Here is a 24554-nt window from a genome sequence, read left to right as displayed (position 1 = left end):
CCCCCGGGGAATTAGCTTTTTTTTATATCTAACTCCCCGTACTCTTCCTACCTTAGAGGTTCCGTTCTTGCCGCGCCTATGCCCGTTTCTTACCCCTTTTTGCTTGTTGATGCTTTTACCCAAACAGCGCTAAGCGGCAATCCGTGTGCGGTGGTGTTTGATGCTGATGAACTTTCCCCGGAAACCATGCAGAAGGTAGCCCGCGAGTTCAACCAATCGGAAACAGTATTTGTGCGCCACTCAGCTACGGCCGATTTTGGGCTGCGCTACTTTACTCCGGCTGAAGAATTGCCGCTGGCGGGCCACCCTACCATTGCCGCCGTCACGGCCCTTATTTATGCGGGCCGACTGCCATTGGCGGGCATCCATACCACTCTGCAAATGGAGTTGCAGGAAGGCCCGATTCAGATTGATGTACTGGCCCCTGGGGGGCAAAAACCGACGCACGTCGTGATGACCCAGCGCCGCCCGGTATTTGGTGCCGTGCACGATCCAGAAGTGGTAATGCCCTTCTTTGGCCTCACCCCCGACGACCTTTACCCCGGCGCTCTTATCCAGACGGTGAGTACCGGCACACCGCAGCTTATGGTGCTGCTGCGCAACCACGACGCCCTGCGCCGCGCCACTCCCCCCGAGCCGGCTGCATTCCGTAAGTACCGCGCCTCCAGCGACTTCTTTAGTCCCCATTTGTTCTGTCTGGGGGGCGCTACAAAAGCCGGCCACACTTTCGCCCGCCACTTCGGCGTGCCCCCGGATACCATCGAAGATCCCGTTACGGGCTCCGCCACGGGTGGCATGGCAGCTTATCTGTGGCACTATCGCTACCTCGATACGCTCAATTTTGTGGCCGAGCAGGGTCATTGGCTCGATCGGCCCGGCACCGTGCAAGTCAGTGTCCGGGGCTCGCATGAATCCATTGAGATGGTGCAGATTGGTGGCACAGCCGTAGTGGTGGCCGTAGGCACCATGCGAATTTAAGGCAGACCTTTAGCCCTTCGAACGGTGTGGAGATGCATACTTGCGTCTCGTCGCTGCTGATGTTGTTTAGTAATGCCGGCCGTTCAACGCAGAGGCGCATATTATTGCGTCTCTGCTGCGTTAAAGCGCTTGCTATTGACTGAACTTCGGAGAGGGAATTTGGTTAGGAATACGGGATTAAACTTCCTTCTGAAAAATGCCCCCAAGGGCATTTTTCGATTCTTATTCTTCCTAAGCCGCTACCTCAGTGCCCGAACTACCCGAAGTAGAAACCTACCGTCGCTTTCTCGACGATATTATTCTCCATCAACCGATTACTGCGTTCGAAGTGCGTGACGCGCACGTGCTGGGCACCGACGAAGACACGCTACGCCAAGGCGTGGTCGGCCGGCAGGTAGCTGCCACTCGCCGCATCGGCAAAAACTGCTTTCTGGAGCTGAACGACGGTGCCGTACTGGCCCTGCACTTCGGCATGACCGGCGACGTAGGCGCCTACCGCGACGACCACGACGCGCCCCGCTTCACTCGCGTAGCCCTGCATTTGGCCGACGGCCTGCGCGTGGCTTTCATCGACCCTCGCAAGTTCGGGCGCATCCGTCTGGCTGCTAGCGTAGAAGCGTACCAAAAAGCCAAAAAGCTCGGCCCGGATGCCCTCGACGTCAGCGCCGATTATCTCAAGCAAGCCCTGGGGGGCAAAAAAACCATTCTCAAGCCCCTCCTTCTCGATCAGCGTATCACGGCGGGCTTGGGCAATTGGATTGTAGATGAAGTGTTGTTCCAGGCGAAGCTTCATCCCGAGCGAATTGCCAACTCGCTGACGGACAAAGAATTCAACGCCTTAAGTGTTGCCATTCAGCTGGTGCTGCAAACAGCCATTCAGCATGAGGCCACCTACCGCCACTTTCCGGCTTCTTTCCTCATTCACGCCCGCGAGTGGGACGACTCCGCCACGCCGGGCTCGGAGCTGCACAAGTTTTGCCCCCGCCACCCCAAAACGCTGATTGACAAAAGCTACGTGGGCGGACGAGCAACGTATGTGTGTCCGCGCTGCCAGGTTGTTTAGCTAAAAAAAGCCCCCGGAACTGGTTTTGGGGGCTTTTTTGTGGATGATTGGGAAGGCGTTGCTGCTGGCAACGATAAAATGAGGTTCCCGTGCATGATCCGGCCGCTCAACCCGTACCTTCCCAACGGCTACGGCCTGTGCTTCGGTCAGGCTCCAGAAAGGGCCATAAACTAACATTGCACATAGCGGTCGGCCATGAGGTGCCGAGGTACGCCACGGCATTCCAGAATTCCGATAGAAAAGTGGCGGTAGTCGTACTAATATGGCAGCGGCAAAAACAGGATTTCCTGCTTTAAGTAAAGCGCCAGGCTACTACGACCGTAAGCCAGACGTATTCCATTATGAACTAGTGCATAAAGAACCACACTCTCAACTACCTATGAAAACGATACTGCTGCTCACGCTCCTTGCTCTGGCAGGCTTGCCTACCGCTTTTGGTCAGGCGAAAAAGCCCACCACAGCCATCATATCCAACCGCGTGCAGACAGCGAATGGGTTGCTGGAAGGAGCCACCACGGCCAGCGGAATCCGTGAATTTAAGGGCGTGCCGTTTGCTGCGCCGCCCGTTGGAGAGTTGCGGTGGCGGGAGCCTCAACCGGTAAAAAGCTGGACAGGCGTGCGCCAAGCCAAAAAATTTGCCCCCCAGGCAATGCAATTGCCCATTTACAGCGACATGAACTTTCGCTCCGATGGGGTAAGCGAGGATTGTCTGTACCTGAATGTGTGGACGCCGGCCAAATCGGCGGCGGCGAAGCTACCGGTGCTGGTGTACTTCTACGGTGGCGGCTTTATTGCAGGCGACGGCTCGGAGCCGCGCTACGATGGCGAAAGCATGGCCCGGCGCGGTATCGTGGCCGTAACGGTAAACTACAGGCTGGGCATTTTCGGCTTTATGGCTCATCCGGAGCTATCCAAAGAATCACCGCACAAGGCATCCGGCAACTATGGTTTTCTGGACCAGAATGCGGCGTTGCGCTGGGTACAGCAGAATATTGCGGCCTTTGGCGGCGACCCTAATAAGGTAACCATTGCCGGAGAGTCGGCGGGCTCAATGTCGGTGAGCGCGCAGATGGCATCGCCCCTATCTAAAGCATTGTTTGCCAGAGCAATCGGCGAAAGCGGCTCTATGCTCAATACCAGCTTTGGGCCACTGCCTTTAGCCGAAGCCGAGAAAAACGGGGCTGCTTTTGCTGCCAGCATTGGGGCGGCTTCGCTGGCCGCTTTGCGGGCGTTGCCGGCCCAGCAGCTATTGGAAGCGGCCAGCAAGCCCGGCGTGCCGCGCTTCGCTCCTGCCATCGATGGCTACTTTTTCACCCAATTGCCCACGGCTACGTTTGCCGCTGGCCAGCAAGCGCGCGTGCCGTTGCTCGTGGGGTGGAACTCGCAGGAAATGAGCGCTCCTTTTCTGCTCGGAAAGGAGCCCGCCACGCCCGAAAACTTTCGGAGTGCGGTGCAGAAATTCTACGGTGAGCGCGCCGAGGAGGTGCTGAAGCTTTACCCGGCCACTACCGCGCAGGAAGCGGAACAGGCGGCCACCGACTTGGCCGGCGACCGATTTATTGCCTACAGCACCTGGAAATGGGCCGATATGCACGGCCAAACCGGTGGGCAGCCCGTGTATCGCTACCTCTACGCTCGCCCCCGCCCGGCCATGAACCCAACCGCAGGCAACGAGCCCGCCGCAAAGGGAGCCTCGCACTCCGCCGAGATTGAGTACGCCCTCGGCAACCTGGCCACCAACAAAGTGTACGCCTGGACGCCGGACGACTACAAAGTATCGGAAACGATGCAGAGCTATTTTGCCAACTTCATCAAAAACGGCAATCCGAATGGTAACGGATTGCCCACCTGGCCGGCCGCAAAAGCCGGCGGCAACGCGCAGGTTCTGCGCATCGACGTTACGACGAAAGCCGAACCCGAGCAGAATCGCGCCCGTTATCTGCTTCTTGATCAGATTTTTGGCAAATGACTCAGTTGCAAAAAAAGAGCAGAGTTATGATGTAGAGACGCAAGATGTTGCGTCTCTACATCTTAGCGCTATTTAATAATGGCTACTCATCACTCGTAAGCTCATTATTCTCCTTTTCAGCTTTGCGCGTGAGCGTTGTTACCCAGGAGCGGCTAACGGCTGATTCGCTTTCGTAGCCGTGGCGGCGCTCGTCGCCCAATTCGCCGTTTTCGCCCGGCAAGGCACGATTTACCAGGCTCAGCAGATCGGTGGTGGTGCCGGGAATCAGGCCGTGCAAACCCGCGAGCAGCTTGGCCGGCGTGCCAACTATCACTTCAGCATCGCCGCGGCGGCAGGCGCTCCAGATGCGGCGGGCGGCGGCTTCGGCATCCAGCGTCAGCACCGGCAGAGAGTCGGCCACGACGAAGGTGGCGTACTCTTCCTTGTGCTTGCCCTTCACAATGGCATGGCGGGCGCTGCCCGTACGCAGCAGGTTGGGGCAAATGGTAGTGACCAGAATGCCGTGCTGCTTCAGCTCAATGCGGAAGCTTTCGGAGAGGCCAACCAGCGCAAACTTGCTGGCGCAGTACGGGGCTAGGTGCGGAATCGGAACTTTGCCCCCACGGAGGCTATGTTGATAATGCGGCCCTCACCCCGGCGGCGCATAGCCGGCAATACGGCCTGCATGGCGTGTAGCGGCGCCCAGAAGTGCGTGTCCATCGAATCCTGGTACTCGCGCAGCTCCATGTGGTCGAGGGGGCCGGCGGTGATGATGCCGGCATTGTTGATAAGCACATCGATAAAGCCCAGCTGCTCCTGCACCTCGGCAATGAGGGAACGAACGGCCTCCGGATCGGTGAGGTCGCGCTGCAAGGCTACTACTTCGGTGCCGCCGGCGGCCAACTCCTGGCGGGCGCGCTCCAACTCTTCGGCGTCGCGGGCACAGATGGCTACTTTGGCGCCTTCGGCTACGGCCTGGCGGGCCAGCACCAAGCCCAGTCCGCGCGAGCCACCCGTGATCAGGACCACGCGGCCCGCCAACTCGTATGAGCCGCGGCGGTTAGACCACAGCGCCGCAGCGGCTACCACGGCGCCCATGCCAGCCAAAGCCAGCCATTTAGGTTGATTTTTTTGCTTCATGCTTTCTAGTATGGAATGCCGCAGGAAAGGTTACGCTGGCTGGGGGGCTTTTTTTGCTTCACTCTGGCATAAATACCTGCTGGTTTGCGTTATAAGCCTGTTGCTCCTTTCTGGCACCATATTTACGTGCTGATAAGCTTGTTTCCAGCTCTAATTTTCTGACCCATCTTTGCACCGGGGGCCATTTTTCGGCTACCGATCTATACTTTCCGACATGAAGATTTCCTTTTTTTCTGCCTTCCTTCTCCTGACTCTGGCTCCAGGCCTTACGCAGGCCCAAACCGCCGCCAAGCCCAAAGCTGCCGCCTCAGCAGCTGCCAAACCGAAAGCGGCAGTTCCCGCCAAGCCAAGCGCCGCGGCCCCCACTCCCCCTGCCGATAAAGTGGAGGCCCGCGCCAAAGCGCTCACCGATAATATGCGCCAGGCGCTGGGCCTCACGCCGCCGCAAGTCGTAAAAGTGAATCAGATAAACCTGACCAGCGTGCGCAACGTGGAAACCGCCCGCCTGCGCTACCGCACCGACTTGCGAAAGCTAAACGGCATCGTGGAAGACATTGGCCAGTCGCGGCTGGCCGCGTTGAAAGACGTGTTGTCGCCGGAGCAGTTTAATCGCTATCAGCGCAAGCGCGAAGAGAAGATGGGCGTTCCGAACACAAGTGCCGCCCAAGGCAATCCGGTGCCCGGCCTGCCCAGCAATCAGGACTAAACACTTTCTTGCAAGCAAAAAAGCCCCCCAGAGAGTTTCTGGGGGCTTTTTTATGCTTTGAATCTAGAACTATATATTTCAGAAGCACATCACTTCATTCCCGGCTTGAAAACCAGCGTTCCGGGCACGAGCTGGGGCAGCAGAGGCTCTAGCTGCACGGTTTCGCGGCGCTCATCGACCTGCGAAAGGTCCTCAATGGGCAGCAGATAGCTTTCTTCCCGACCATTCGATAATACCCGGATAGCGTATTGAGTACCATAGCGTTGCGGCTTCCCCTGATACCCAAGCATCCGATCCAGATACGTCGCATAATCAGCTCCGGAGAGCTCCCCGCGCTCGTAAGAAGCCTGAATTTTAGACTGGTAGCTAACCTGAATCTGTTCCGGCGAATGCTGGATTAACAGATAGGCGTATCCTACGCCTTCGGCCCCTACCTGGCTTTTCTGTGGCCAGCCATAGCGTTTTTCAAGTGCCAAAAACTCCCGCAAGCGCACTGAATCCTGGTGTTCCATCTGGCGGCGGACAGTAGCGAACTGAGTTGAGCCCGGACCGTATTGACGCAGCGTAGTCATAAACTCCTGCCTGTCTTGCTGATCGGCGGCGCCTAATTGCGTGAGCCGTAACCGATACGTGCGAGCCGAGGCTGAATCAATAGCACCAGCGCTACCCATTTGTGATTGTACGGCATCAGAGGCGGTGGAAGTGTTATCACAGCCAACCAATAATAATGTTCCCAGAATCAGAGGATAGAATCGAAGAATCATAGATGTTTTTGCCAAGATAAGGCGCACTAATGTTGATGACAGCGAATTGATGCTGAGGTTCTTAAGCAAATCTGAGATTAAGCTGCGTGGCCAAACGTATCGTACGCCAGCTTCAAAATGATGCCGCAGACGACCACCAGAAACAGCACGCGCACGAAGCCAGTACCTTGCTTTAAAGCCATGCGGGCCCCGAGCGTAGAGCCCAGCATATTGCAGGCGGCCATGGGCAGGGCAATGTGATAGAGAATCTGGTCGGTGAAGGCAAAGTAAAGCAGACTGGTGAGGTTGGTGGCCACGTTCACCAGTTTGGCCGAAGCCGAAGCGGTGAGAAAGTCGTAGCCAAACAGCCCCACGAAGGCAAACAGCAGCAAACTGCCCGTACCGGGGCCAAAAAAACCGTCGTAGAAACCCAGAATCGCGCCTACCAGCACGCCGTAGAGCGTTTCGCGGCTGGGCGTAAGACGCGGGGCGTGAATTGCACCAAAATCTTTGCGCCAGAACGTATACGCGGCAATCACAACCAACAAGCCCAGCACCAACGGCCGCAGCAGCTCGCTGGGCAGCAGACTTACCACCCGTGCGCCGGCGAAAGAAAACAAGCCGGCCGTAATTGCTGCCGCGCCCACGCTGCGCCACTGCATAGGCACCCGCCCCGAGTAGCGCCACAGAGCCGTGGCCGTGCCCGCCAACGATGACACTTTCCCCGTTCCGAATACAACAGGCACGGGCACGCCTTTGAGCAGCAGCAACATAGCCGGCAGCTGAATCAGGCCGCCGCCGCCCACCATCGAATCCACGAAACCAGCCAGAAAGGCAAAAAAACACAGTAAGGCCAGGGTGAGCGTCATCTGGGGGCTTTTTTGAATAATGCCGGCGAAGGTAGTTTGCTGGGTTGGCTGTTTCTTATTTATCCAAAACATTTGTGGCGTGAGCACGCTCTGCTTCATGTATTGTGGCAACTTTAGAGTTGAATTTCCGATCATATCCGGCGGCAGTTGCTGCCTGATTCCAACTAAGCGCCGGATACCGCGTACCTCAGTCCGACCCGTTTGAATATGACTGACTCGCTTACCCAACGCACCAAGCTGATGACTTTGGCCGGTGTGCTGCTGGCCCTTTTCCTGGGCTCCCTCGACCAAACCATTGTGGCCACAGCCCTGCCGCGCATCGTGGGCGACCTGCACGGCCTCGATCGTTTTACGTGGGTTGCTACCGCTTACTTAGTGGCCAGCACAGCCCTGGTGCCCATTTATGGCAAGCTGGCCGATATGTACTCGCGGCGCACCATTGAGGTCACGGCTGTTCTGGTGTTCTTGTTTGGCTCGGCATTGTGCGGACTGGCGGGCGAATTCGGCACCTTGCCCCTACTCGGCGATGGTATGAGTCAGCTGATCATCTTCCGGGCCATTCAGGGTCTTGGCGGAGCCGGACTGTTTGCCATGGCCTTCATCATCATTGCTGACTTATTTCCGCCCGCCGAACGCGGTAAGTACCAGGGCTTTGTGGGAGCCACGTTTGGCTTATCGTCGGTGCTGGGACCCTTTCTGGGGGGCCTTTTAACCGACCACGGCGACGGACTGCTGCCGGGCGTAGAAGGCTGGCGCCTGGTTTTTTATGTCAACATCCCGCTGGGGGCCCTGGCCTTGTGGTTTATCCTGTCCCGGATGCCAGCCTTACGCCCCCGTGGGGAGCAGCAGCCCCTCGACTATCTGGCCGCCATACTGCTGATGCTGGGACTAGGGCCGTTGGTAATAGCGTTGCAGCTGAATAAAGCCGTGTACGGCTGGACCTCGCCGACTACGCTGGGCCTTTTTGCCTTGGCCCTGGCGGCGCTTACGCTGTTCGTGGTTCGGTCACGCCGCGCCGCCAACCCCATTCTCGACTTCTCGCTGTTCGACAATAAGGTGTTTCGGACGGCCAATCTGGCGCTGTTTCTCCTCGGGGGGGCTTTTTTGAGCATTATTATTTTCGAACCCTTATTCATGGTGAACGTGCTGGGCACGACCGCTACGCAGGCGGGAGTTAGCCTTATTCCGCTCTCGTTGGGAGTAGTAACAGGCTCCATGCTGGCGGGCCAAATGGTGTCGCGCTTCGGCCACTACAAGCGCTGGATGCTGGGCGGCGGCGTAGTGCTGATGATCGGGCTAGGTCTGCTGGCCAACATGTCCGCCGACGTAACTTACTATCAGGTAGTGTTTTACGTCGTACTCTGCGGCTTAGGGCTTGGGCCTAGCATGCCGCTTTATACGCTGGCGGTACAGAATGCCATCGAGCCCCGTTTGCTGGGTCAGGCAACATCGGCCAGCCAGTTTTTCCGGCAGATTGGCGGCGCTATTGCCGCGGCTGGGCTCGGCGCGATACTTACCTTCAATTTAGCTCAGTCGTTGCCTGCCACGCTTGCCGGGCCGGCCACATCTACAGAGGTAAGCGTCACGGAAGGACCCAGTTTACCCCCCGGCCTGGCTGAGGTTGCCGGCAATTCTACACCGGCTGTTCGGGCAGCCTTTACGCACTCTATTTCCCGTATCTATCTCTGTACCTTATTATTGGTAATGGCTGGGTGGGTAGCAACATTGTTTATTCCAGAGTTGCCGCTGCGCAAGAGCAACGCCATCAGCCAACCCGTGGCCGTAGCCGCCGAGTAGCTGCGCAGCAGGCCAACCAAACGGTATAGACTGAACATGATGAGTCGCCTTGGGGTTATAGCATCCGTTACAAGGCTATACAAACTCGCATCATGACCAATACACTTCGCCTCAGCGTCCTCGACCAGTCTCCCGTTCGGCAGGGCGGCACGGCCCGCCAGGCGCTTGAAGAAACGATACAGCTCGCTCGCCTCACCGATCAACTGGGCTACACCCGCTTCTGGGTGTCGGAGCATCATAATACCGGTACGCTGGCCGGCTCAACTCCCGAGGTTCTTTTAGGACGCTTGGGGGCTGAAACTCAGCATATTCGCTTGGGCTCCGGTGGTGTAATGCTGCCCCACTATAGCGCCTTGAAGGTGGCCGAAAACTTTCGCCTGCTCGAAACGCTTTACCCCGGCCGCATTGACTTAGGTATTGGCCGCGCGCCCGGCACCGACCGCCTCACGGCCCATGTGCTTAATTCCCAAAACACCTTCCGCGATGAAGATTTTGTAGACCAGCTCATGGATCTGCGGGGTTTCCTGCGCGATGAGGTAACACCTAACACCGTTCATGAAAAAGTGAAGGCCGCGCCTTTTGCTACCACCATGCCGGAGCTGTGGCTGCTCAGCTCCAGCGGGCAAAGCGGGCTGTTTGCGGCGCATTTGGGAGCTTCGTTCTCGTTTGCCCATTTCATCAATCCCGTCGGAGGCCCTGACATGGTGCGGCTGTACAAGGAGCGTTTCCGGCCGTCGGATGAGTTGGCCGCGCCGCGTGCTACGGTGGCCCTTTTCGTGCTGTGCGCCGATACGGAAGCAAAAGCCACCGAACTGGCAGAATCGCTGGCCCTACAAATGCTGAAGCTCGAAACCGGCGACCGAACCTCTATCGGTTCTTACGATACCGTGCGCGATTACCCGCTTACGCCCGAGCTGCGTGCTCGTCTCACGTATCATCGGCAGCGCATGGTAAGCGGCACACCCGAGCAAGTACACGCCCAACTTACCGCACTGGCCGCATCTTATGGAGTAGAGGAAATTACCGCCGTAACCATCACCTACGACTTTGCTGACAGGCTGCGTTCCTATGAATTGCTGGCCGAAGTATTTGAGTTGGCGCCCGTAGCGCAGGCTGTTGTTTAGCAGGTAGAGCCCAACCGATCCTTGGGGGGCATTTTTTGGTGATTGTTTAAAGGGCAGCTGTTCAGCCAACTGGCTGCCCCTTCATATATGCCCCGTTAAGCCAATACTCAGCATTTTCTCCTTGAGTAGCTCAACTGGAGAACTCGGTTCGCTGCTTGTTAATCAATTGCTTTTCGGGATTAGCATCTCACTCTTTAGAAAATTTCTAAAAAAGGGATGGCTATTTATAAGCATTCCAGATAACACCTCTATATTTGCAGCATCAAATCCTAACCTGTACCTTACCTAACATGTCGTTTAAATACGCTGCCGCAGTAGTCGCCCTAGCTTTTGGCTTTACTGCTTGTGACAAAAATGAAAACGAAACGGCGCCAGCCTTGCGGACAAGCATTGATGCTGCTACGCTAACCTCTAGTTCTAAATACACCGAGTCATTCAAGGATGCCAGCGGGCAATCGACCGTTGACCTAGGCACCGCAGCAGTGCGCCTGGATATGTTCTCGGAGCTGAATACCTATATGGCCAAGGTGGCCGTAGCTGCGCCAGCTACTCCCTCCACTCTGGATGCCGCTACCCTGCGCAACTATTACAGCAATACGGGCGCCCCATTTTCGGCAGCGGCCCTAAACTCCTCAGGGGTGCAGCTGCGCACTGCTACGGCCGCCTCTTTCCCCACAACCAACGCCGAGGCAGTCCGCACTTATATTGATAATAATCTGGCCGCTTTAGCGGTGGCTAGCCAGTCGGTGAACAATACGGCCACACCCGGCAACGCCGGTCGCCTTGGCCGCTACCTGGTTGATGGTAAAGGGGTTGAGGTAAATCAGGTGATTCAGAAGGCACTAATCGGAGCCTTGCTGCTTGATCAGATCGACAACGTATTGCTGACCGACCAGGCGCTGAACGCCAACAACAGCAAGACCGTTGAGGGCAAGCCCTACACGGAACTGGAACACAACTGGGACATGGCCTACGGCTACATGACCACCAATGCCATTATGGTCACTGACATCAACGTCACGCCGCGGGAGCGTTTCCTGGCCGGCTACCTGAATGAGAAAAACGGCCCGGCCTCGCCCGGCGTATATATGGCTTTCCTGAAAGGCCGCGCCGCCATTGTCAACAACGACAAGGCTACGCTGAAGGCCCAGGCCGACCTAATCCGCACGGAGCTCGAAAAGACCATTGCCTTGTCGGCAGTTTCTTACCTGAACAACTGGAAGAGCTTACCCGATCTGCCTGCCAAAGCCCATGCCCTCGGCGAAGGACTCGGCTTTATCTATTCCCTGCGCTTCTGCACGAAATACGGGGCCGACGCGGCCTTCTCCGATGGCCTGCTCAATGGCTTGCTGTCCGGCAGCCAGGGTGCCTGGAGCCTGACCAATGCCCAGGCCGATGTCGCTATCAATGCCATTAAGTCAAAGTTTAGCATTCAATAGTCTTAGGTCCGCCCGCTAGCGGACTACAACTACCGCCCTGATCAGCAAGCTGTTCAGGGCGGTTTTGGCAATAATAACCGGTCCAATGAAAAAGACGCTCATTTCCGCTCTCTCCATCCTGCTTATGGCCTTGGTGATGCTCAGCTGCCAGAAAGACCCCAGCAGCGGCACCCCGGAACCTAACCCCGGCACCACGCCCGACCGCAAAGCCCTACTCACCCAGTGGGCCGACAGCTTGGTAAAACCTGGCTACCAGCGCTTCAACGATAAGTTGGCGGCCCTGAAAACCAAGACGACCGCTTTCACGGCCGCGCCCACTACGGCCACCCTGCTGGACGCCCGTCAGGCCTGGCAGCAAGCTTATGTGGAATGGCAGAAAGTAGAAATGTTTGAGTTTGGCCCCGCCGAAACCGTGAGCCTGCGCAACCACTTCAACATCTACCCCACCGATGCCGTCGGCATCCGCCAGAACATCAGCTCCGGCACGTACAACTTCGACCTGGCCACGGCCATTCCCCAGCAAGGCTTTCCGGCTTTGGACTATCTGCTCAACGGCCTGGCCGCCGATGACGCGGCCATCGTGCAGCAGTACGTAGCCTCCGCCAATCACCGCCGCTACCTCACGGATGTGGTGGCCAAAATGGATGAGAAGTTCGGCAAGGTGTACGGAGAGTGGAATGGCTCTTACCGCAACACCTTCATCAACAACGTCGGCACCGACGCCAGCAGCTCCCTGTCGCGGGTAATCAATGCCTACTCTCTGTATTTTGAGCGCTACCTGCGGGCGGGCAAAGTAGGTATCCCGGCCGGTACGATGACGGGTAACCCCGCCCCGATAAGATTGAAGCGTATTATTTCCGTGGAGAGCTGCCCGTGCAGCTAGCTGCCACGGCCCACGCGGCGGTTCAACTGTTTTTCAACGGCCGTAGTGCCAGTCAGCCTTCCCTGAAAGCTTACCTCAATGCGCTGGGGGCCAAAGACAGCCGCACCAACCAGACCCTGAGCGACTTGGTTAACGCTCAGCTCGGCGTATCATACCAGAAGCTAAGCTCCCTGAGCCCCGACCTGTACGCCACCATCCGCACCCGCAATGCCGACGCGGTAGCCGCGTATAATGAGATGCAGAAGGCTGTCCGCATGATCAAAGTAGATATGACCTCGGCGCTGGGTATCACCGTTACTTACGTCGACAACGACGGCGACTAATGCTGGATCGCCACCTGCAGCGCTACTTGCATACCTACACCTCAGCGGCTCCGCTGGCTACGTTCCGGTTGGCTTTTGGCCTGCTGGTACTGGCCAGCGTAGTTCGTTTCTGGAGTAAGGGTTGGATTGCGGAGCTGTATCTGAAGCCCAAGTTTTTCTTTTCCTATTATGGCTTTGAGTGGATAAAGCCCCTGGGGCCGCTTACGTATGGGCTTTTTGCGGTGTGTGGCCTGTGCGCCTTGCTCGTAGCCGTGGGCTGGTGGTACCGCGCGGCGGCCATCGGGCTGTTTCTGAGCTTTACTTACATAGAGCTCATGGACAAAAGCACTTATCTGAACCACTACTATTTTGTGAGTCTGGTGGCCCTGCTGCTTATGGTGCTGCCGGCGGGCTGCTACTTTTCCCTGGATGCCCGCCTTCACCCCCGCCGATGGCACGACCAGGTGCCCCGCTGGACCGTGGATGCTCTGCGGCTGCTATTGGGCATCGTGTATTTCTATGCTGGTTTGGCCAAGCTCAACTCCGATTGGCTGCTTGAGGCCATGCCGTTGCGCATCTGGCTGCCCGCCAAAAACGACCTGCCCCTGCTCGGCTTTCTGTTCAGCTACCCCTGGGTGGCCTACGCTTTCAGTTGGTTTGGTGCTTTCTACGACCTGACAGTGCCGTTTTTTCTGCTCAACCGCTTCACCCGGCCCTACGCCTACGCGGCCGTGGTCGTGTTTCATGTGCTTACGGCCGTGCTTTTTCCCATTGGCATGTTTCCGTACGTGATGATAGTGGCGGCCCTGATTTTTTTCCCGGCTGCAGCGCACGAGCGGGCTTTGCGGTTCCTGAGCCGCGTGCTGCGCTTACCCACTTTTGCCCCCGCGCCGCTGCGCCGCTGGTGTACCGACCGGTGGCCCGCCAACTTCTTCTTCTGGGGTTGGGGGCTTTTTTGTGGTGCAGTTGCTCTTGCCGTTTCGCTATCTGCTTTATCCCAATGAACTATTCTGGACCGAGGAAGGCTACCGTTTTTCGTGGCGGGTAATGCTTATGGAGAAAATGGGGCAAGTGCAGTTTAAAGTCGTGGACAGCGCCACGGGCCGGGCCCGCTTGGTGAACAACGATGAGCATCTGAGCGTGTTGCAGGAAAAAATGCTGTCTACCCAGCCCGACATGATGGTGCAGTTTGCTCACTACCTGCGCGACTATTACGCCCGCCAGGGCGTTCGCCGCCCCAGGTGTACGCCGACGCCTACGTGAGCCTGAACGGACGGCTGGGCAAATCTTATGTCGACTCCACCGTAGACTTGGCCCGCGAAACCGATACTTGGCGGCCCAAGCCTTGGATTTTACCTTTTGATGATGCGATTAGCGGTTTATAGTTTTTGGCTGCTCGTGGTTAGCGTGCTGTTCCAGCATCCTGCCCTGGCCCAACGCCTCACGCTCAGCGGCCTAGTGCGGGAAGCCAGCACCGGCCAGCCCGTGGCGGGCTGCGAAGTGTACCTGAAAGGCTCCCGCCAGATTGCCCGCACCGACAGTGCCGGCTTGTTTACAGTTCCTAACCTGGCACCGGGCCGTCAGCAGTTGCAGCTCTCCTCCATCAGCCACGAGCCGCTCAGAGTGGAAGTAAGCCTGACGGAAAACTTGGGCCGTCAGGAGTTTACCTTGGCGCGCCGCGAGCGGACCCTGAAAGAAGTAGTAGTATCTGCCCCCAGAGCCGGTTTGGGCAAACTCGGCTGCGGGAAGTGGAGGGAACGGCCATTTTCGCGGCCAAAAAGTCGGAAGTGATTATCCCCGATAACCTGGTGGCTAACCTGGCTACCAACAATGCTCGGCAGGTGTACGCGCGCGTGGCGGGTCTCAACATCTGGGAAAATGACCAAGGTGGCCTGCAATTAAGTATCGGAGGGCGCGGCCTCGACCCCAACCGCACGGCCAACTTTAACGTGCGCCAGAACGGCTACGACATCTCGGCTGATGCCTTGGGCTACCCCGAAAGCTATTATACGCCGCCCATCGAGGCCATCAAGCGTATTCAGTTGGTGCGCGGAGCGGCTTCTTTGCAATACGGTACTCAGTTCGGAGGCCTAATCAACTTTGAGTTGCGCGCTCCTGAGACTGACAAGACTGTAGCCATTACGTCGCGGCAAACTGTGGGTTCCTACGGTTTTTTTAACTCCTTCAACAGCGTGAGCGGCACGGTAAAGAAGCTGAGCTACTACACTTTTGCCCAGTACAAGCGCGGCGATGGATGGCGGCCCAACTCCAACTTCGACAGCAAAACCGCCTACGCCGACCTGCGCTACCAGTTCACCGAAAACTTCAAGGTGGGCGCTCAAGTAACACACATGGACTACTTGGCACAGCAACCCGGCGGCCTGAGCGATCAGCAGTTTGCCCGCGACCCGCGCCAGTCGAACCGGGAGCGGAACTGGTTTGAGGTGAACTGGAACCTGTTCAACGTCTCGGCTGACTGGAAGCTGAACCAGCGCGCCAACCTCAACCTGACCACCTTCGGCCTGCTAGCCACGCGCAAGTCCTTGGGTTTTCGGCCCAACCGTGTCGACACCAAAGATGATAACGAGCTGGGCCGCGACCTGATTACTGGCGACTTCCGCAACGTTGGTCTTGAAGCTCGCTACCTCAACCGCTACACTCTGGGGGGCAAAAATGGCGTGCTTCTGCTGGGCACGCGCTACTACCGGGGCTATAATCATAGCGTTCAGGGCTTCGGCCCCGCCGGCCGAGGCGCCGATTTTCGCTTCGTGGAGCCCGACGCGCTTTCCACTTCCAGCTACTCCGACTACCGCTTTCCCAACCACAACGTCGCCCTCTTCGCCGAGAACATTCTGTACCTCAACGACCAGGTTTCGATTACGCCCGGCTTGCGCTTCGAGTATATCCGCACCCGCGCCAACGGCTTTTATGGCGTAGTCGACCGGGATTTGGCCGGCAATATTTCGGAAGTAACGCGCCAGGATGAGCAGCGCACCAGCCCGCGCGGCTTCCTGCTGGGAGGCGTCGGGGTGAGCTACAAACCCCAGGAAGAGCACGAGTTTTACGCCAATATCTCGCAGAACTACCGCTCCATCACCTTCAGCGACATGCGCATCGCCAACCCCTCGGCCGTCATCGACCCCAACCTCCAGGATGAGCGCGGATTCTCGGCCGACGCCGGCCTGCGCGGGGAGCAAGGCCAGTGGCTCACCTACGACGTGAGCCTGTTTGCCCTGAACTACGGCAACCGCATTGGCGAAGTGCAGACCTACGATGAGAACGACCGGGTGCTGCGCCGCCGCGGCAACATTGGCCGCGCCCTGATTCTGGGTGTAGAGTCCTATGCCGAGGCCGATGTGCTGCGCCTGTGGCAGCCCCAGGCCGGTCAGTGGTCGTGGTCGACATTTGGCAACGTAGCCCTAATTCACGGCCGCTACACGGCCAGCGAAATAGCTGGCGTAAAGGGCAACCAGGTAGAGTTTGTGCCAAACCTAAACCTAAAAGCCGGCACGCGAGCGGGCTACGGCCCCCTAAAAGCATCCTTTCAGTACACCTACCTTTCCGACCAGTTCACGGATGCCACCAATGCCACAGACGGTGGCGTTTCGGCCGTGGTCGGCCGCATTCCGGCTTATCAAGTCATGGATGCCTCTGTGTCATGGGAGCATCGTTGGCTGAAACTGGAGGGCAGCGTGAACAATCTGACCAATAACATTTACTTTACCCGCCGCGCCACTGGCTACCCCGGCCCCGGTATTCTTCCCTCCGACGGCCGCAGTTACTTCCTCACCGTGGGAGTAAAGTGGTAAATAATTGTGGCGCAATTGATTATTTTTCAACTAAAGAGCGACATGACTCCCCTTAAACAAATTTAAGGCTACCATAATGAAAATCTTCTTCCGCACAATTCACCTATACTTGAGTCTTGCATCCGGCTTGGTTATAGCGGTGCTCTGCTTCACAGGGGCGGTTCTGGTTTTTGAAAAAGAGCTGGAGCAGGCCTGGCACCCAGAGCGCTACTTTGTTGAGGCGCCCACCATCCAGACTCGCCTTTCGCTTCAGCAAATAACCCAGGCAGTGCAAGCCTCGGTGCCTCAGGCCAAGGTAACGGGCATGAAGGTGTACGCCGACCCTTTGCGTACGGTGGAAGTGAGCTTGGCTGGCGACAAATCGGACAAGAAAAGCCCCCCAGTGGCGCAAGCAGGCCCGGCTGGTAATGCTAAAGGAGCAAAAGCAGGCGAAAAACCAAAAGGTGGCGGTGAAGGCGGAGGTAGCCCCAAATACTTTGTCAATCCATACTCCGGGCAGGTTGTGGGCCCTTATGTTTACCGCGACACGTTTTTCTACACCATGTTTGCCCTGCACCGGGGCATGGTGGCCGGTGCGGTTGGCAAGTTCATAGTGGGCGTGAGCACCTTGTTTTTCCTGTTTATCATCGGTACTGGCTTGGTCCTATGGTGGCCTGCAACGGGGAAGGTACTACGTCAGCGCCTTTCCGTAAAGTGGGATGCCAGTTGGAAGCGCCTCAACCATGATCTGCACATCGTGCTCGGGTTTTATAGCGCGCTATTCCTGTTTGTATTCGCTTTTACGGGCCTGGCCTGGTCCTTTGAGTGGTTTAATAAAGGCATTTTCACACTCACCAATTCGGAGATGAAAGGCCCCGAGCCACCAAAGTCAGTAGTCGCCGCCACCGATTCGCGCCTCACGTATGATGCTGCCTATGCAATAGCGCGTCAGCGGGTGCCTACGGCCCAAAACTTCAGCATTCAGCTCCCCAAGGACTCCACCGAGTCGGTGCGCATAGCTATGTTGCCGGTAAATGCCCCCACGAGTCAGCCAATGATGAACTATACCTGGATCAGTATACCGGCCAGGTTTTGGGCAAGCTCGACTTCCAGGATCGTAATTTAGGGCAACGTGTACGCCGCTCCTTTAAGCCCGTGCATACGGGGGCCATTTTTGGGATGCCTTCCAAAATCATTGCCTTAATAGTATGCGTGTTGGGCGTTACATTCCCGATTACCGGCGTTATTCTTTGGCTTAACCGGTTACAAAAGGAGAAAAAGAAGAAGCAAAAGCATCTGGCCGCAGCCAGCTAAGAGGCTTCCATTCAAAGAGGACTCATATGTTGCTGCTACCATTTAATTTGGTAAAAGAGGGTATTGATAGAAAGAACGTGATATTGTACTTTTACGCAATATCACGTTCACTTTACCACCCTTTTGTATGAAAAAGATTGCCTTCCTTTGCTTGTTATTTATGTGCTTAGCATATGTTTCAGCAGCTCAGGATAAAAGCAAGGAGTTATATACGGCGGTTTTAAAAAGCAACACCGCCGCTGTCGAATCCCTGTTAAAAGCAGGAGCCGACCCCAATCACGTTATCGAAATTGTTCCTGGTTTTCCTACTAGTTATCTGATTACAGCGGCTACAAATAATAATGTATCTATCGTAAAATCGCTGCTTCAGTACAAAGCAAAAATCAATTGGCGTGATGCTTTTCAGGCAACTGCACTTCACTATGCGGCCGGAAAAGGCAGTAAAGAGCTCATTGAGCTACTGTTAGCCGGTGGTGCCGACCTGCAGGCAAAAGATGAAGACGGAAACACAGCCCTTACCAGCGCTAAGGCTGCCAACAATAAAGAGGTAGTCACGCTACTCGAGGCGAAGACTAAATCATAATATTGTTATATAGGCCATATAAGCCTGCTAAAGCTACCCATGTGTGAGGCTTTAGCAGGCTTTCTTATTCATCAGCTTTCTGAGCCTAAATATATATTAACAAAATGCAATTGACATAATTTTATAGGTGCGTTTTAGCCTGCTTTTGGTGGTGTATACAAAAGGGGTATCTATATTTGTAGCCAGGATACATGAGTAATTACACTTCTTCAAGGTAATTCAACTGCTCTTCACTCTTCTAGCGCTTCTGCGCATCCCCCTAAATTCATAGCTATACGGTCTATTTCTACGCGTTCATTTCTATCCACCATTCTCTCTTTTCATGACCAAAGTACGTCTGCTTACGGCCCTTTCGTTGGGCACCATGCTGTTTGCCTCTTGCGAAAAGCAGCTAGAAGAATCTCCCACTCCCCGCGCTTCATCCCAGTCTTCGACGGATGCTTCCTTGGCCGGTGATTGGCAGCTAGTAGCCTACAAAGGCATCGTGCCAACCCCAAACAACGTTAGAACCACCAATATCTTCATGATGCTAGATGAGTGCAGCAAGGATAACAAGCTGCATTTTGAAGCAACGGGTGAATTGACGGAGCTGGAAGGCGCTAATGTTTGCGATAAAGATTCTAAAACGCCAGCCAAGCCAGGCACTTGGGCTCTTAGCACCGACAAGAAAGCGCTAACGCTCAACTTGGGTGAAGCCAAAGAATACCAGGTTACTTCGCTGTCTGCTTCTTCGCTTAAGTTGCGTAGCGTAGCCAAAGCTGGTGAGCCTTACACCGAACTAGAGTACACGCGCTAATATCAGCCTGCATACTTCTTATAAAAGCGGCGGCTCCTGATCAGGAGCCGCCGCTTTTATGTAATAAGCAACCTAGGCTCAAAAACGGAGTGCTCCATACTTAGCCTACAGTAGACTAAGTATGGAGCACTCCGTTTTTTTATGTCGTGAGCTGTTTGTTAAAACGGCGGGTCGTCATTCCCGAAATTACTTTTGGGGAAAGGCACCGGGCTGGCACCGTCGTTAATTTTACTTCCCAGGCGTATGGTATTAGGCGCAAAGCTGCTAGGATCCTCGTCGAAGGTGCTGGCGGGGAACGCACCGGTGTTGAAGCTTCCTGCATCGCCACCGAAGCCTACCCCATCCAAGTCGGCAAACTTGGTGAAGCGGCCGATAAACTTGAGCTGTACGGTTTCAAGGGAGCCATTCCGGTGCTTGGCAATAATTACTTCGCCGGTGCCTTGGGTGGGGTTACCCATTTCATCCTCTGTAATCTTGTAGTACTCAGGGCGATAGAGGAACACAACCATGTCAGCGTCCTGCTCAATGGAGCCAGATTCGCGAAGGTCACTAAGCTGCGGCTTCTTGTCGCCGCCGCGCGTTTCCACGGAGCGGGAGAGCTGGGAAAGGGCCAATACGGGTACGTTCAGTTCCTTGGCAATACCTTTCAGCGCCCGCGAGATGGAGGCAATTTCCTGTTCACGGTTGCCGGCGCCCTTGCCGCCATCGGTGTTGCCACTCATCAACTGCAGATAGTCAATGATGATCATCTGAATGTCGTGGTGGGCCTTTAGGCGGCGGCATTTGGTGCGAAGCTCCCGGATGCTGAGTGCAGGCGTATCGTCAATAAAGATGGGCGCGCTCGACAGCGAGGAAATCTTATGGTTAAGCTGCGCCCACTCATAATCTGCCAGATTGCCCTTCTTGATTTTCTCAGAATCAAGCTCCGCTTCTGCCGAAATCAGACGATTGACGAGCTGTAAAGAGGACATTTCCAGCGAGAAAATGGCCACCGGCTTCTTGAAATCGACGGCCGCATTGCGCATGGCGGAAACCACGAACGCGGTTTTACCCATACCAGGCCGGGCCGCAATAATAACTAAGTCAGAGGGTTGCCAGCCGCTGGTTACGCGGTCGAGGGCCGAGAAGCCGCTGGGCACGCCGGTAAGGCCATCCTTCTGATTTTTCTTCTCTTCCAGCTCTTTGATTGCCTTGCCCATCAGGCTGCGCATATCATCGAAGTTCTTGCGGATGTTGGACTCCGAAACCTCAAACAGGGCTTGTTCCGTCTGATCTAGGAGGTTGAATACGTCGGTAGTATCCTCGAAAGCATCGCGGTGAATGGTGGAAGCGATATTAATCAGCTCCCGCTTAATGGCATTCTCGGTGATAATGCGCGCGTGGTACTCGATATTCGCCGCCGAGTTAACCTTGAATGTGAGGTTGGCAACGTAGTGATGGCCGCCGGCTGGCTCCAGCTCACCCATCTCCCGCAGCTCATGCACCACGGTGAGAATGTCGATGGGCTCCGACTTATCAAACAGGTTCAGAATAGCCTTGAAAATGCGCTGGTGTTTATCATCGTAGAAGCTCACGGGCTTCAGGATGTCAATAACGGTAGTCAGCGCGTCTTTTTCGAGCATCAAAGCGCCGAGCACTGCGGCCTCTAGCTCACGGGCCTGGGGGGGCAATTTGCCCGCCGGTCCGGTCATGGATAAAGCGGCAGGACGGCCATTCAGGGCAGCGATGCCCCGGGAGGCCTGCAACTTTACGCGCTCATTCATCTGGTCGTTCATCACTGGGTGTTGTACAAGGTAGTCAGCTTTGGAAGGTTTTGGTTCGCAACCCTCAGGATTTATTGTTGCTCACCTTCGCACTGCCAACCGTCTTTTTATGCTCAAAGGGGTGCAAATCTAGGGGCATATTTTCAGAATTAGCAGGGGGAAAAGTGCTTTCTTTTTGCTATCTGATCTAAAGTAAAAATTATGGCATTCACCCTTGTAACAGTTGAGATGCTCGTTCGTCCCGGCACGAGCCAAGTACTGGGCCCACCGAGCATCAACTTCTGCGTTGGGCTAGTAACTTTGCCAACCGGCTTGGCTTTCCGCCGATTTATTCTTGCTTGTTTCTTCAAAAATGCCCCCACCCCCACCGCGCTCCACCGCCTTCACCTGATTGCCATCGGGGAAGCATCATGCACAACCTGGCCTTGGCGTTGCACCGTCGCGGCGCCCAGGTTACCGGCTCCGACGACGAAATCTTTGAGCCTGCTCACGGCCGCTTGGCTGCCGCTGGAATTTTGCCCCCCAGCGAGGGCTGGTTTCCGGAAAAGATAACCGCTGACCTAGATGCCGTGATTGTGGGCATGCACGCGCGGGCCGACAACCCCGAGCTGCTACGTGCTCAGGAGTTAGGGCTGCGCATCTACTCATTCCCGGAGTTCATTTATGAAGCTTCTCGCGATAAACAGCGGGTAGTTATCGGCGGCAGTCATGGCAAAACCAGCATCACATCGCTTATTCTGCATGTGCTGCGCCACCATGGCCGCAAGTTCGACTACGCCGTAGGTGCTCAGCTGGATGGGTTTGATCTGATGGTGCAACTCACGGAAGATGCGCCGATAATCATCATTGAAGGCGACGAATACCTCTCGTCGCCCATTGATCGGCGACCGAAGTTTCACCTGTACCACCACCACATCGGGGTGATTTCGGGTATTAGCTGGGACCATATCAACGTGTTTCCGACGGAGGAAGACTACCGCGAGCAGTTTCGCATTTTTGCCGAGATGACGCCCAAAGCCGGCGTGCTCATCTTTGACCGCGACGACGAGCAGGTGCAGCTAGTAAGCGTGCCCACTGATCCGGACGTGAAATACATCGGTTACGGACCGCACGAGCATGTAGTGCGCGATGGTAAGACCTTTCTGCTCACTAAGAAGGACGACGAGATTCCAATTCAGATCTTCGGCGACCATAACCTGCGCAACATCTCGGCCGCGAAAGAAGTGTGTAAGCAGCTGGGAATTAAGGGCAAGGACTTCTTTGAGGCGCTGGCTACCTTTAAAGGGGCCGCACGCCGCCTGGAGCTGGTGCGGGCCGGCCACGATTCGGTGGTATATAAGGACTTCGCGCACGCGCCTTCAAAGCTCAAAGCCACGGCGGCCGCCCTGAAAAAGCAGTTTCCGAAGCGTCGGCTGGTAGCTTGTTTGGAATTGCACACGTTCAGCAGCCTCAATCCGGCCTTTTTGCCCCAATATGCTCACACGTTTGATGCGCCTGATGTGGCTATCGTGTACTTCAATCCGCAGGTGCTGGCTCACAAACGCCTCCCCGATTTGCCCCCGAGCAGGTAACGGCCGCCTTTCAGCGCCCTGACCTGCGCGTGTTTACCGACAGCCGCGCCCTGGCCGCTTTCCTGCACGAGCAAAACTGGACCGATGCCAACTTGCTCATGATGTCTTCGGGCACGTTTGATGGACTGGATTTAGCGAAGCTAGCCGAGGCGGTGACCAAGGAGTCTTAATCCAGAAGTTACAGACCATAAGAAAGGGCCGCTATACAGCGGCCCTTTCTTATTTGTCGTTGGTTGGTTTCTTCTCCGGGCGCTTATCCGTGGTCAGCAGCAAAGCCAACGCGGTGAGAGTGAGGCGAATTATCCACTTGCGGCTCATTAGCGAGGAAAGAAATTGTTGTTGCTTTCTACTTCCAGGTCGCAGCGGCTGCCGCCGGTGTTTTCTTCGCACTCGGTGCCGGTAATACGGTTTTTATCGAAAGAGAAATAGCAGAACGTACACCCCACGCTCGTTACGATATAACGCTCGGCATTGGAGCGCAGGTACAAACTATTGTCGGTAGAGGTTTCTAAAGGAATAGCCATGGCGCGGTACATGCCATTGCGCAGTCCCATGCCTACCAGGTAATAAATGGCTTTGTCTTTGGGGCTACCCTGCACCTTGCGGATACTGGTTTTGTCGACAACGGTACCGTCGTTGAACTGCCGGATGAAGGCTGTTGCGAGCTGGGCGCGAGGCACCACGTATTCTACCTGGCCTTCAATTACCCGCCCTACCAGCTTGCTGCTCACTTCTAACTGCCTCCGCTCCAGATCAGTGCCATCCGCAGCATTCACCTCCGGAATGCCGCGCTTACTGGTTTCACAGGCCGGCAGCGCGGTCAGCAGGATAACAAGCAAGGGCAATACATGCCGTACTAAGGAATGGGGGGCAAATTTCATTGGATACAGACAGTAGCAGCAGGCTTAGCGCGCTTTATAATACTTACGCGCCTCTGGCAGAAGGCTTTGAATATCGTTGATACGCGTTTCGTTGGAAGGGTGCGTAGAAAGGAACTCGGGTGGCGATGCTCCGTTGCTCCGGGCCGCCATGCGCTGCCAGAAACCAACAGCTCCATCAGGGTTGTAGCCCGCCATAGCCATAAAGATAAGCCCCAATCGATCAGCTTCCGATTCCTGGTTGCGGCCGTAGCGCAACATTCCTAGCTGAGAGCCTACGCCAAAAGCTTGCAGCGCTACTTGCTGGGTAGTGGCGGAGTTGGTTGAAAGAGCAGCCCCAAGGCCTGACCACCCAACTGCTGCACCAAGCCCTGGCTCATACGCTCGCTGCCATGCTTGGCTACGGCGTGCGCTATTTCGTGAGCCATTACCACAGCAAGGCCATTTTCGTCTTGAGTAATCGGCAGTATACCGGTATAAACGGCGGTTTTGCCCCCGGCATCGCCCAGGCGTTCTGCTGGGCATCATCCTGAATAAGATTAAACTCCCAGGCATAGCCCGTTAGCTGATCCTGAGCATTCTGCTGCCGGAAATATGTTTCAACGGCCTGCTGAATCCGCTGCCCCACCCGCCGAACCATGGCCGTTTGGGTGGAATTAGTAGAAAGCTTGCTTTGGCCGATTACTTCGCGGTACTGCTGGGCAGCCAGGGTATTTATCTCAGCGTCAGACACCAGGCTAAGCTGGCGACGACCCGTTATTGGAACCGTAGAGCAGCCTACTGCTACAAACAGGCAGCTGGCTACAAGAAACTTTTTAAACATGACGGAGGGGTTACTTTAAAGAAAATGTCACTTAACTACCATGGCA

General features: G+C 55.9%; 27 protein-coding genes and 2 pseudogenes. 20 read left to right on the top strand and 9 right to left on the bottom strand.

Going from position 1 to position 24554, the window contains the following annotated elements; genetic code table 11:
- Positions 1-78: 78 nt before the first annotated feature.
- The 3 genes from H9L05_RS14790 to H9L05_RS14780 all read left to right on the top strand — a co-directional run bounded on the left by H9L05_RS14790 (position 79) and on the right by H9L05_RS14780 (position 4010).
- Entirely contained in the window at positions 79-978 is a 900-nt protein-coding gene (locus H9L05_RS14790) for a PhzF family phenazine biosynthesis protein (RefSeq protein ID WP_187731607.1), read from the top strand.
- Between the two features lie 247 nt (positions 979-1225).
- Entirely contained in the window at positions 1226-2041 is an 816-nt protein-coding gene (gene mutM, locus H9L05_RS14785; protein ID WP_187731606.1) for a DNA-formamidopyrimidine glycosylase, read from the top strand.
- Between the two features lie 379 nt (positions 2042-2420).
- The gene (locus H9L05_RS14780; protein ID WP_187731605.1) at positions 2421-4010 is read left to right on the top strand and encodes a carboxylesterase/lipase family protein; all 1590 of its coding nucleotides are present in this window, start codon (positions 2421-2423) and stop codon (positions 4008-4010) included.
- 82 nt (positions 4011-4092) lie between these two features.
- Here the strand turns inward: H9L05_RS14780 and H9L05_RS23860 are convergent, their stop codons facing one another.
- Complete coding sequence (locus tag H9L05_RS23860; protein WP_223285004.1) at positions 4093-4449, bottom strand: hypothetical protein; 357 nt, start codon at positions 4447-4449, stop codon at positions 4093-4095.
- Positions 4450-4455: 6 nt separating this feature from the next.
- On the opposite strand from H9L05_RS23860, the gene H9L05_RS26960 reads away from it, so the two are divergent.
- Positions 4456-4587 carry a hypothetical protein gene (locus H9L05_RS26960; protein WP_394368506.1) on the top strand — a complete coding sequence of 44 codons (132 nt, stop codon included), beginning with the start codon at positions 4456-4458 and terminating at the stop codon, positions 4585-4587.
- On the opposite strand, the pseudogene H9L05_RS23855 reads toward H9L05_RS26960, so the two are convergent.
- Positions 4522-5087 (bottom strand): annotated as a pseudogene (locus H9L05_RS23855) (SDR family NAD(P)-dependent oxidoreductase); the annotation flags it as partial. The gene H9L05_RS26960 and the pseudogene H9L05_RS23855 sit on opposite strands and share 66 nt — an antisense overlap.
- A 256-nt stretch (positions 5088-5343) precedes the next feature.
- Between H9L05_RS23855 and H9L05_RS14770 the strand changes: the two are divergent.
- Entirely contained in the window at positions 5344-5835 is a 492-nt protein-coding gene (locus tag H9L05_RS14770; RefSeq protein WP_187731604.1) for a hypothetical protein, read from the top strand.
- Between the two features lie 89 nt (positions 5836-5924).
- Here the strand turns inward: H9L05_RS14770 and H9L05_RS14765 are convergent, their stop codons facing one another.
- Both H9L05_RS14765 and H9L05_RS14760 read right to left on the bottom strand, forming a co-directional pair.
- Positions 5925-6599, bottom strand: a complete 675-nt coding sequence (locus H9L05_RS14765; protein ID WP_187731603.1) for a DUF6624 domain-containing protein — start codon at positions 6597-6599, stop codon at positions 5925-5927.
- Between the two features lie 77 nt (positions 6600-6676).
- On the bottom strand, positions 6677-7546 hold the full coding sequence (locus H9L05_RS14760; RefSeq protein ID WP_223284466.1) for a sulfite exporter TauE/SafE family protein: 870 nt from the start codon (positions 7544-7546) through the stop codon (positions 6677-6679).
- A gap of 108 nt (positions 7547-7654) precedes the next feature.
- On the opposite strand from H9L05_RS14760, the gene H9L05_RS14755 reads away from it, so the two are divergent.
- The 13 genes and pseudogenes from H9L05_RS14755 to H9L05_RS14705 all read left to right on the top strand — a co-directional run bounded on the left by H9L05_RS14755 (position 7655) and on the right by H9L05_RS14705 (position 19473).
- A complete protein-coding gene (locus H9L05_RS14755) occupies positions 7655-9244 on the top strand; it encodes an MDR family MFS transporter (protein WP_223284465.1) in 1590 nt (529 codons plus the stop codon).
- A gap of 92 nt (positions 9245-9336) precedes the next feature.
- Positions 9337-10368 (top strand): LLM class flavin-dependent oxidoreductase, encoded by a 1032-nt coding sequence (locus tag H9L05_RS14750; protein WP_187731602.1) that lies wholly within the window; start codon positions 9337-9339, stop codon positions 10366-10368.
- A 290-nt stretch (positions 10369-10658) separates the two neighbouring features.
- On the top strand, positions 10659-11807 hold the full coding sequence (locus tag H9L05_RS14745; protein WP_187731601.1) for a DUF4856 domain-containing protein: 1149 nt from the start codon (positions 10659-10661) through the stop codon (positions 11805-11807).
- Positions 11808-11892: 85 nt separating this feature from the next.
- A complete protein-coding gene (locus H9L05_RS14740) occupies positions 11893-12690 on the top strand; it encodes an imelysin family protein (protein WP_187731600.1) in 798 nt (265 codons plus the stop codon).
- Positions 12681-13013, top strand: a complete 333-nt coding sequence (locus tag H9L05_RS14735) for a hypothetical protein (RefSeq protein ID WP_187731599.1) — start codon at positions 12681-12683, stop codon at positions 13011-13013. The genes H9L05_RS14740 and H9L05_RS14735 overlap by 10 nt, the downstream gene beginning before the upstream one ends.
- Positions 13013-13996 carry an HTTM domain-containing protein gene (locus H9L05_RS14730; protein WP_223284464.1) on the top strand — a complete coding sequence of 328 codons (984 nt, stop codon included), beginning with the start codon at positions 13013-13015 and terminating at the stop codon, positions 13994-13996. Before H9L05_RS14735 ends, H9L05_RS14730 begins: the two co-directional genes overlap by 1 nt.
- Positions 13950-14377, top strand: a pseudogene (locus tag H9L05_RS23850) (hypothetical protein). Before H9L05_RS14730 ends, H9L05_RS23850 begins: the two are co-directional and overlap by 47 nt.
- Positions 14355-14783, top strand: coding sequence for a carboxypeptidase-like regulatory domain-containing protein (locus H9L05_RS23845; RefSeq protein ID WP_223284463.1), 429 nt, complete (start codon positions 14355-14357; stop codon positions 14781-14783). Before H9L05_RS23850 ends, H9L05_RS23845 begins: the two are co-directional and overlap by 23 nt.
- Positions 14741-16801 carry a TonB-dependent receptor family protein gene (locus H9L05_RS14725; protein WP_223284462.1) on the top strand — a complete coding sequence of 687 codons (2061 nt, stop codon included), beginning with the start codon at positions 14741-14743 and terminating at the stop codon, positions 16799-16801. The genes H9L05_RS23845 and H9L05_RS14725 overlap by 43 nt, the downstream gene beginning before the upstream one ends.
- A 76-nt stretch (positions 16802-16877) precedes the next feature.
- Positions 16878-17906: a PepSY-associated TM helix domain-containing protein gene (locus H9L05_RS14720; protein WP_223284461.1), complete on the top strand. Its 1029-nt coding sequence runs from the start codon at positions 16878-16880 to the stop codon at positions 17904-17906.
- A gap of 29 nt (positions 17907-17935) precedes the next feature.
- Entirely contained in the window at positions 17936-18094 is a 159-nt protein-coding gene (locus H9L05_RS26955; RefSeq protein WP_394368494.1) for a PepSY domain-containing protein, read from the top strand.
- A gap of 127 nt (positions 18095-18221) precedes the next feature.
- Positions 18222-18677, top strand: coding sequence for an ankyrin repeat domain-containing protein (locus tag H9L05_RS14710; protein ID WP_187731596.1), 456 nt, complete (start codon positions 18222-18224; stop codon positions 18675-18677).
- 322 nt (positions 18678-18999) lie between these two features.
- Positions 19000-19473, top strand: a complete 474-nt coding sequence (locus H9L05_RS14705; protein ID WP_187731595.1) for a lipocalin-like domain-containing protein — start codon at positions 19000-19002, stop codon at positions 19471-19473.
- A gap of 158 nt (positions 19474-19631) precedes the next feature.
- On the opposite strand, the gene dnaB is transcribed toward H9L05_RS14705, so the two are convergent.
- A complete protein-coding gene (dnaB, locus tag H9L05_RS14700) occupies positions 19632-21164 on the bottom strand; it encodes a replicative DNA helicase (protein ID WP_223284954.1) in 1533 nt (510 codons plus the stop codon).
- Between the two features lie 482 nt (positions 21165-21646).
- Here dnaB and H9L05_RS14695 point away from each other — a divergent pair, with 482 nt between their 5' ends.
- Entirely contained in the window at positions 21647-22807 is a 1161-nt protein-coding gene (locus H9L05_RS14695; protein ID WP_317174975.1) for a UDP-N-acetylmuramate--L-alanine ligase, read from the top strand.
- 29 nt (positions 22808-22836) lie between these two features.
- Positions 22837-22977, top strand: coding sequence for a hypothetical protein (locus H9L05_RS26280; protein ID WP_317174974.1), 141 nt, complete (start codon positions 22837-22839; stop codon positions 22975-22977).
- A 147-nt stretch (positions 22978-23124) separates the two neighbouring features.
- Here H9L05_RS26280 and H9L05_RS14690 read toward each other — a convergent pair whose 3' ends face one another.
- From H9L05_RS14690 to H9L05_RS26265, 4 genes are read right to left on the bottom strand one after another with little or no spacing between them, the layout of a single operon-like run.
- A complete protein-coding gene (locus H9L05_RS14690; protein WP_187731594.1) occupies positions 23125-23688 on the bottom strand; it encodes a hypothetical protein in 564 nt (187 codons plus the stop codon).
- Between the two features lie 24 nt (positions 23689-23712).
- A complete protein-coding gene (locus tag H9L05_RS26275; protein WP_317174973.1) occupies positions 23713-23946 on the bottom strand; it encodes a M48 family metalloprotease in 234 nt (77 codons plus the stop codon).
- A 35-nt stretch (positions 23947-23981) separates the two neighbouring features.
- A complete protein-coding gene (locus tag H9L05_RS26270; RefSeq protein ID WP_317175192.1) occupies positions 23982-24146 on the bottom strand; it encodes a M48 family metalloprotease in 165 nt (54 codons plus the stop codon).
- Positions 24113-24508 (bottom strand): M48 family metalloprotease, encoded by a 396-nt coding sequence (locus H9L05_RS26265; RefSeq protein ID WP_317174972.1) that lies wholly within the window; start codon positions 24506-24508, stop codon positions 24113-24115. The genes H9L05_RS26270 and H9L05_RS26265 overlap by 34 nt, the downstream gene beginning before the upstream one ends.
- Positions 24509-24554 lie beyond the last annotated feature (46 nt).

Origin of the sequence: Hymenobacter qilianensis (assembly GCF_014489555.1) — a bacterium.
Lineage (GTDB): Bacteria > Bacteroidota > Bacteroidia > Cytophagales > Hymenobacteraceae > Hymenobacter > Hymenobacter qilianensis.
Note: the sequence above shows the minus strand (reverse complement) of the source record. Positions and strands in the feature narration are given on the sequence as shown.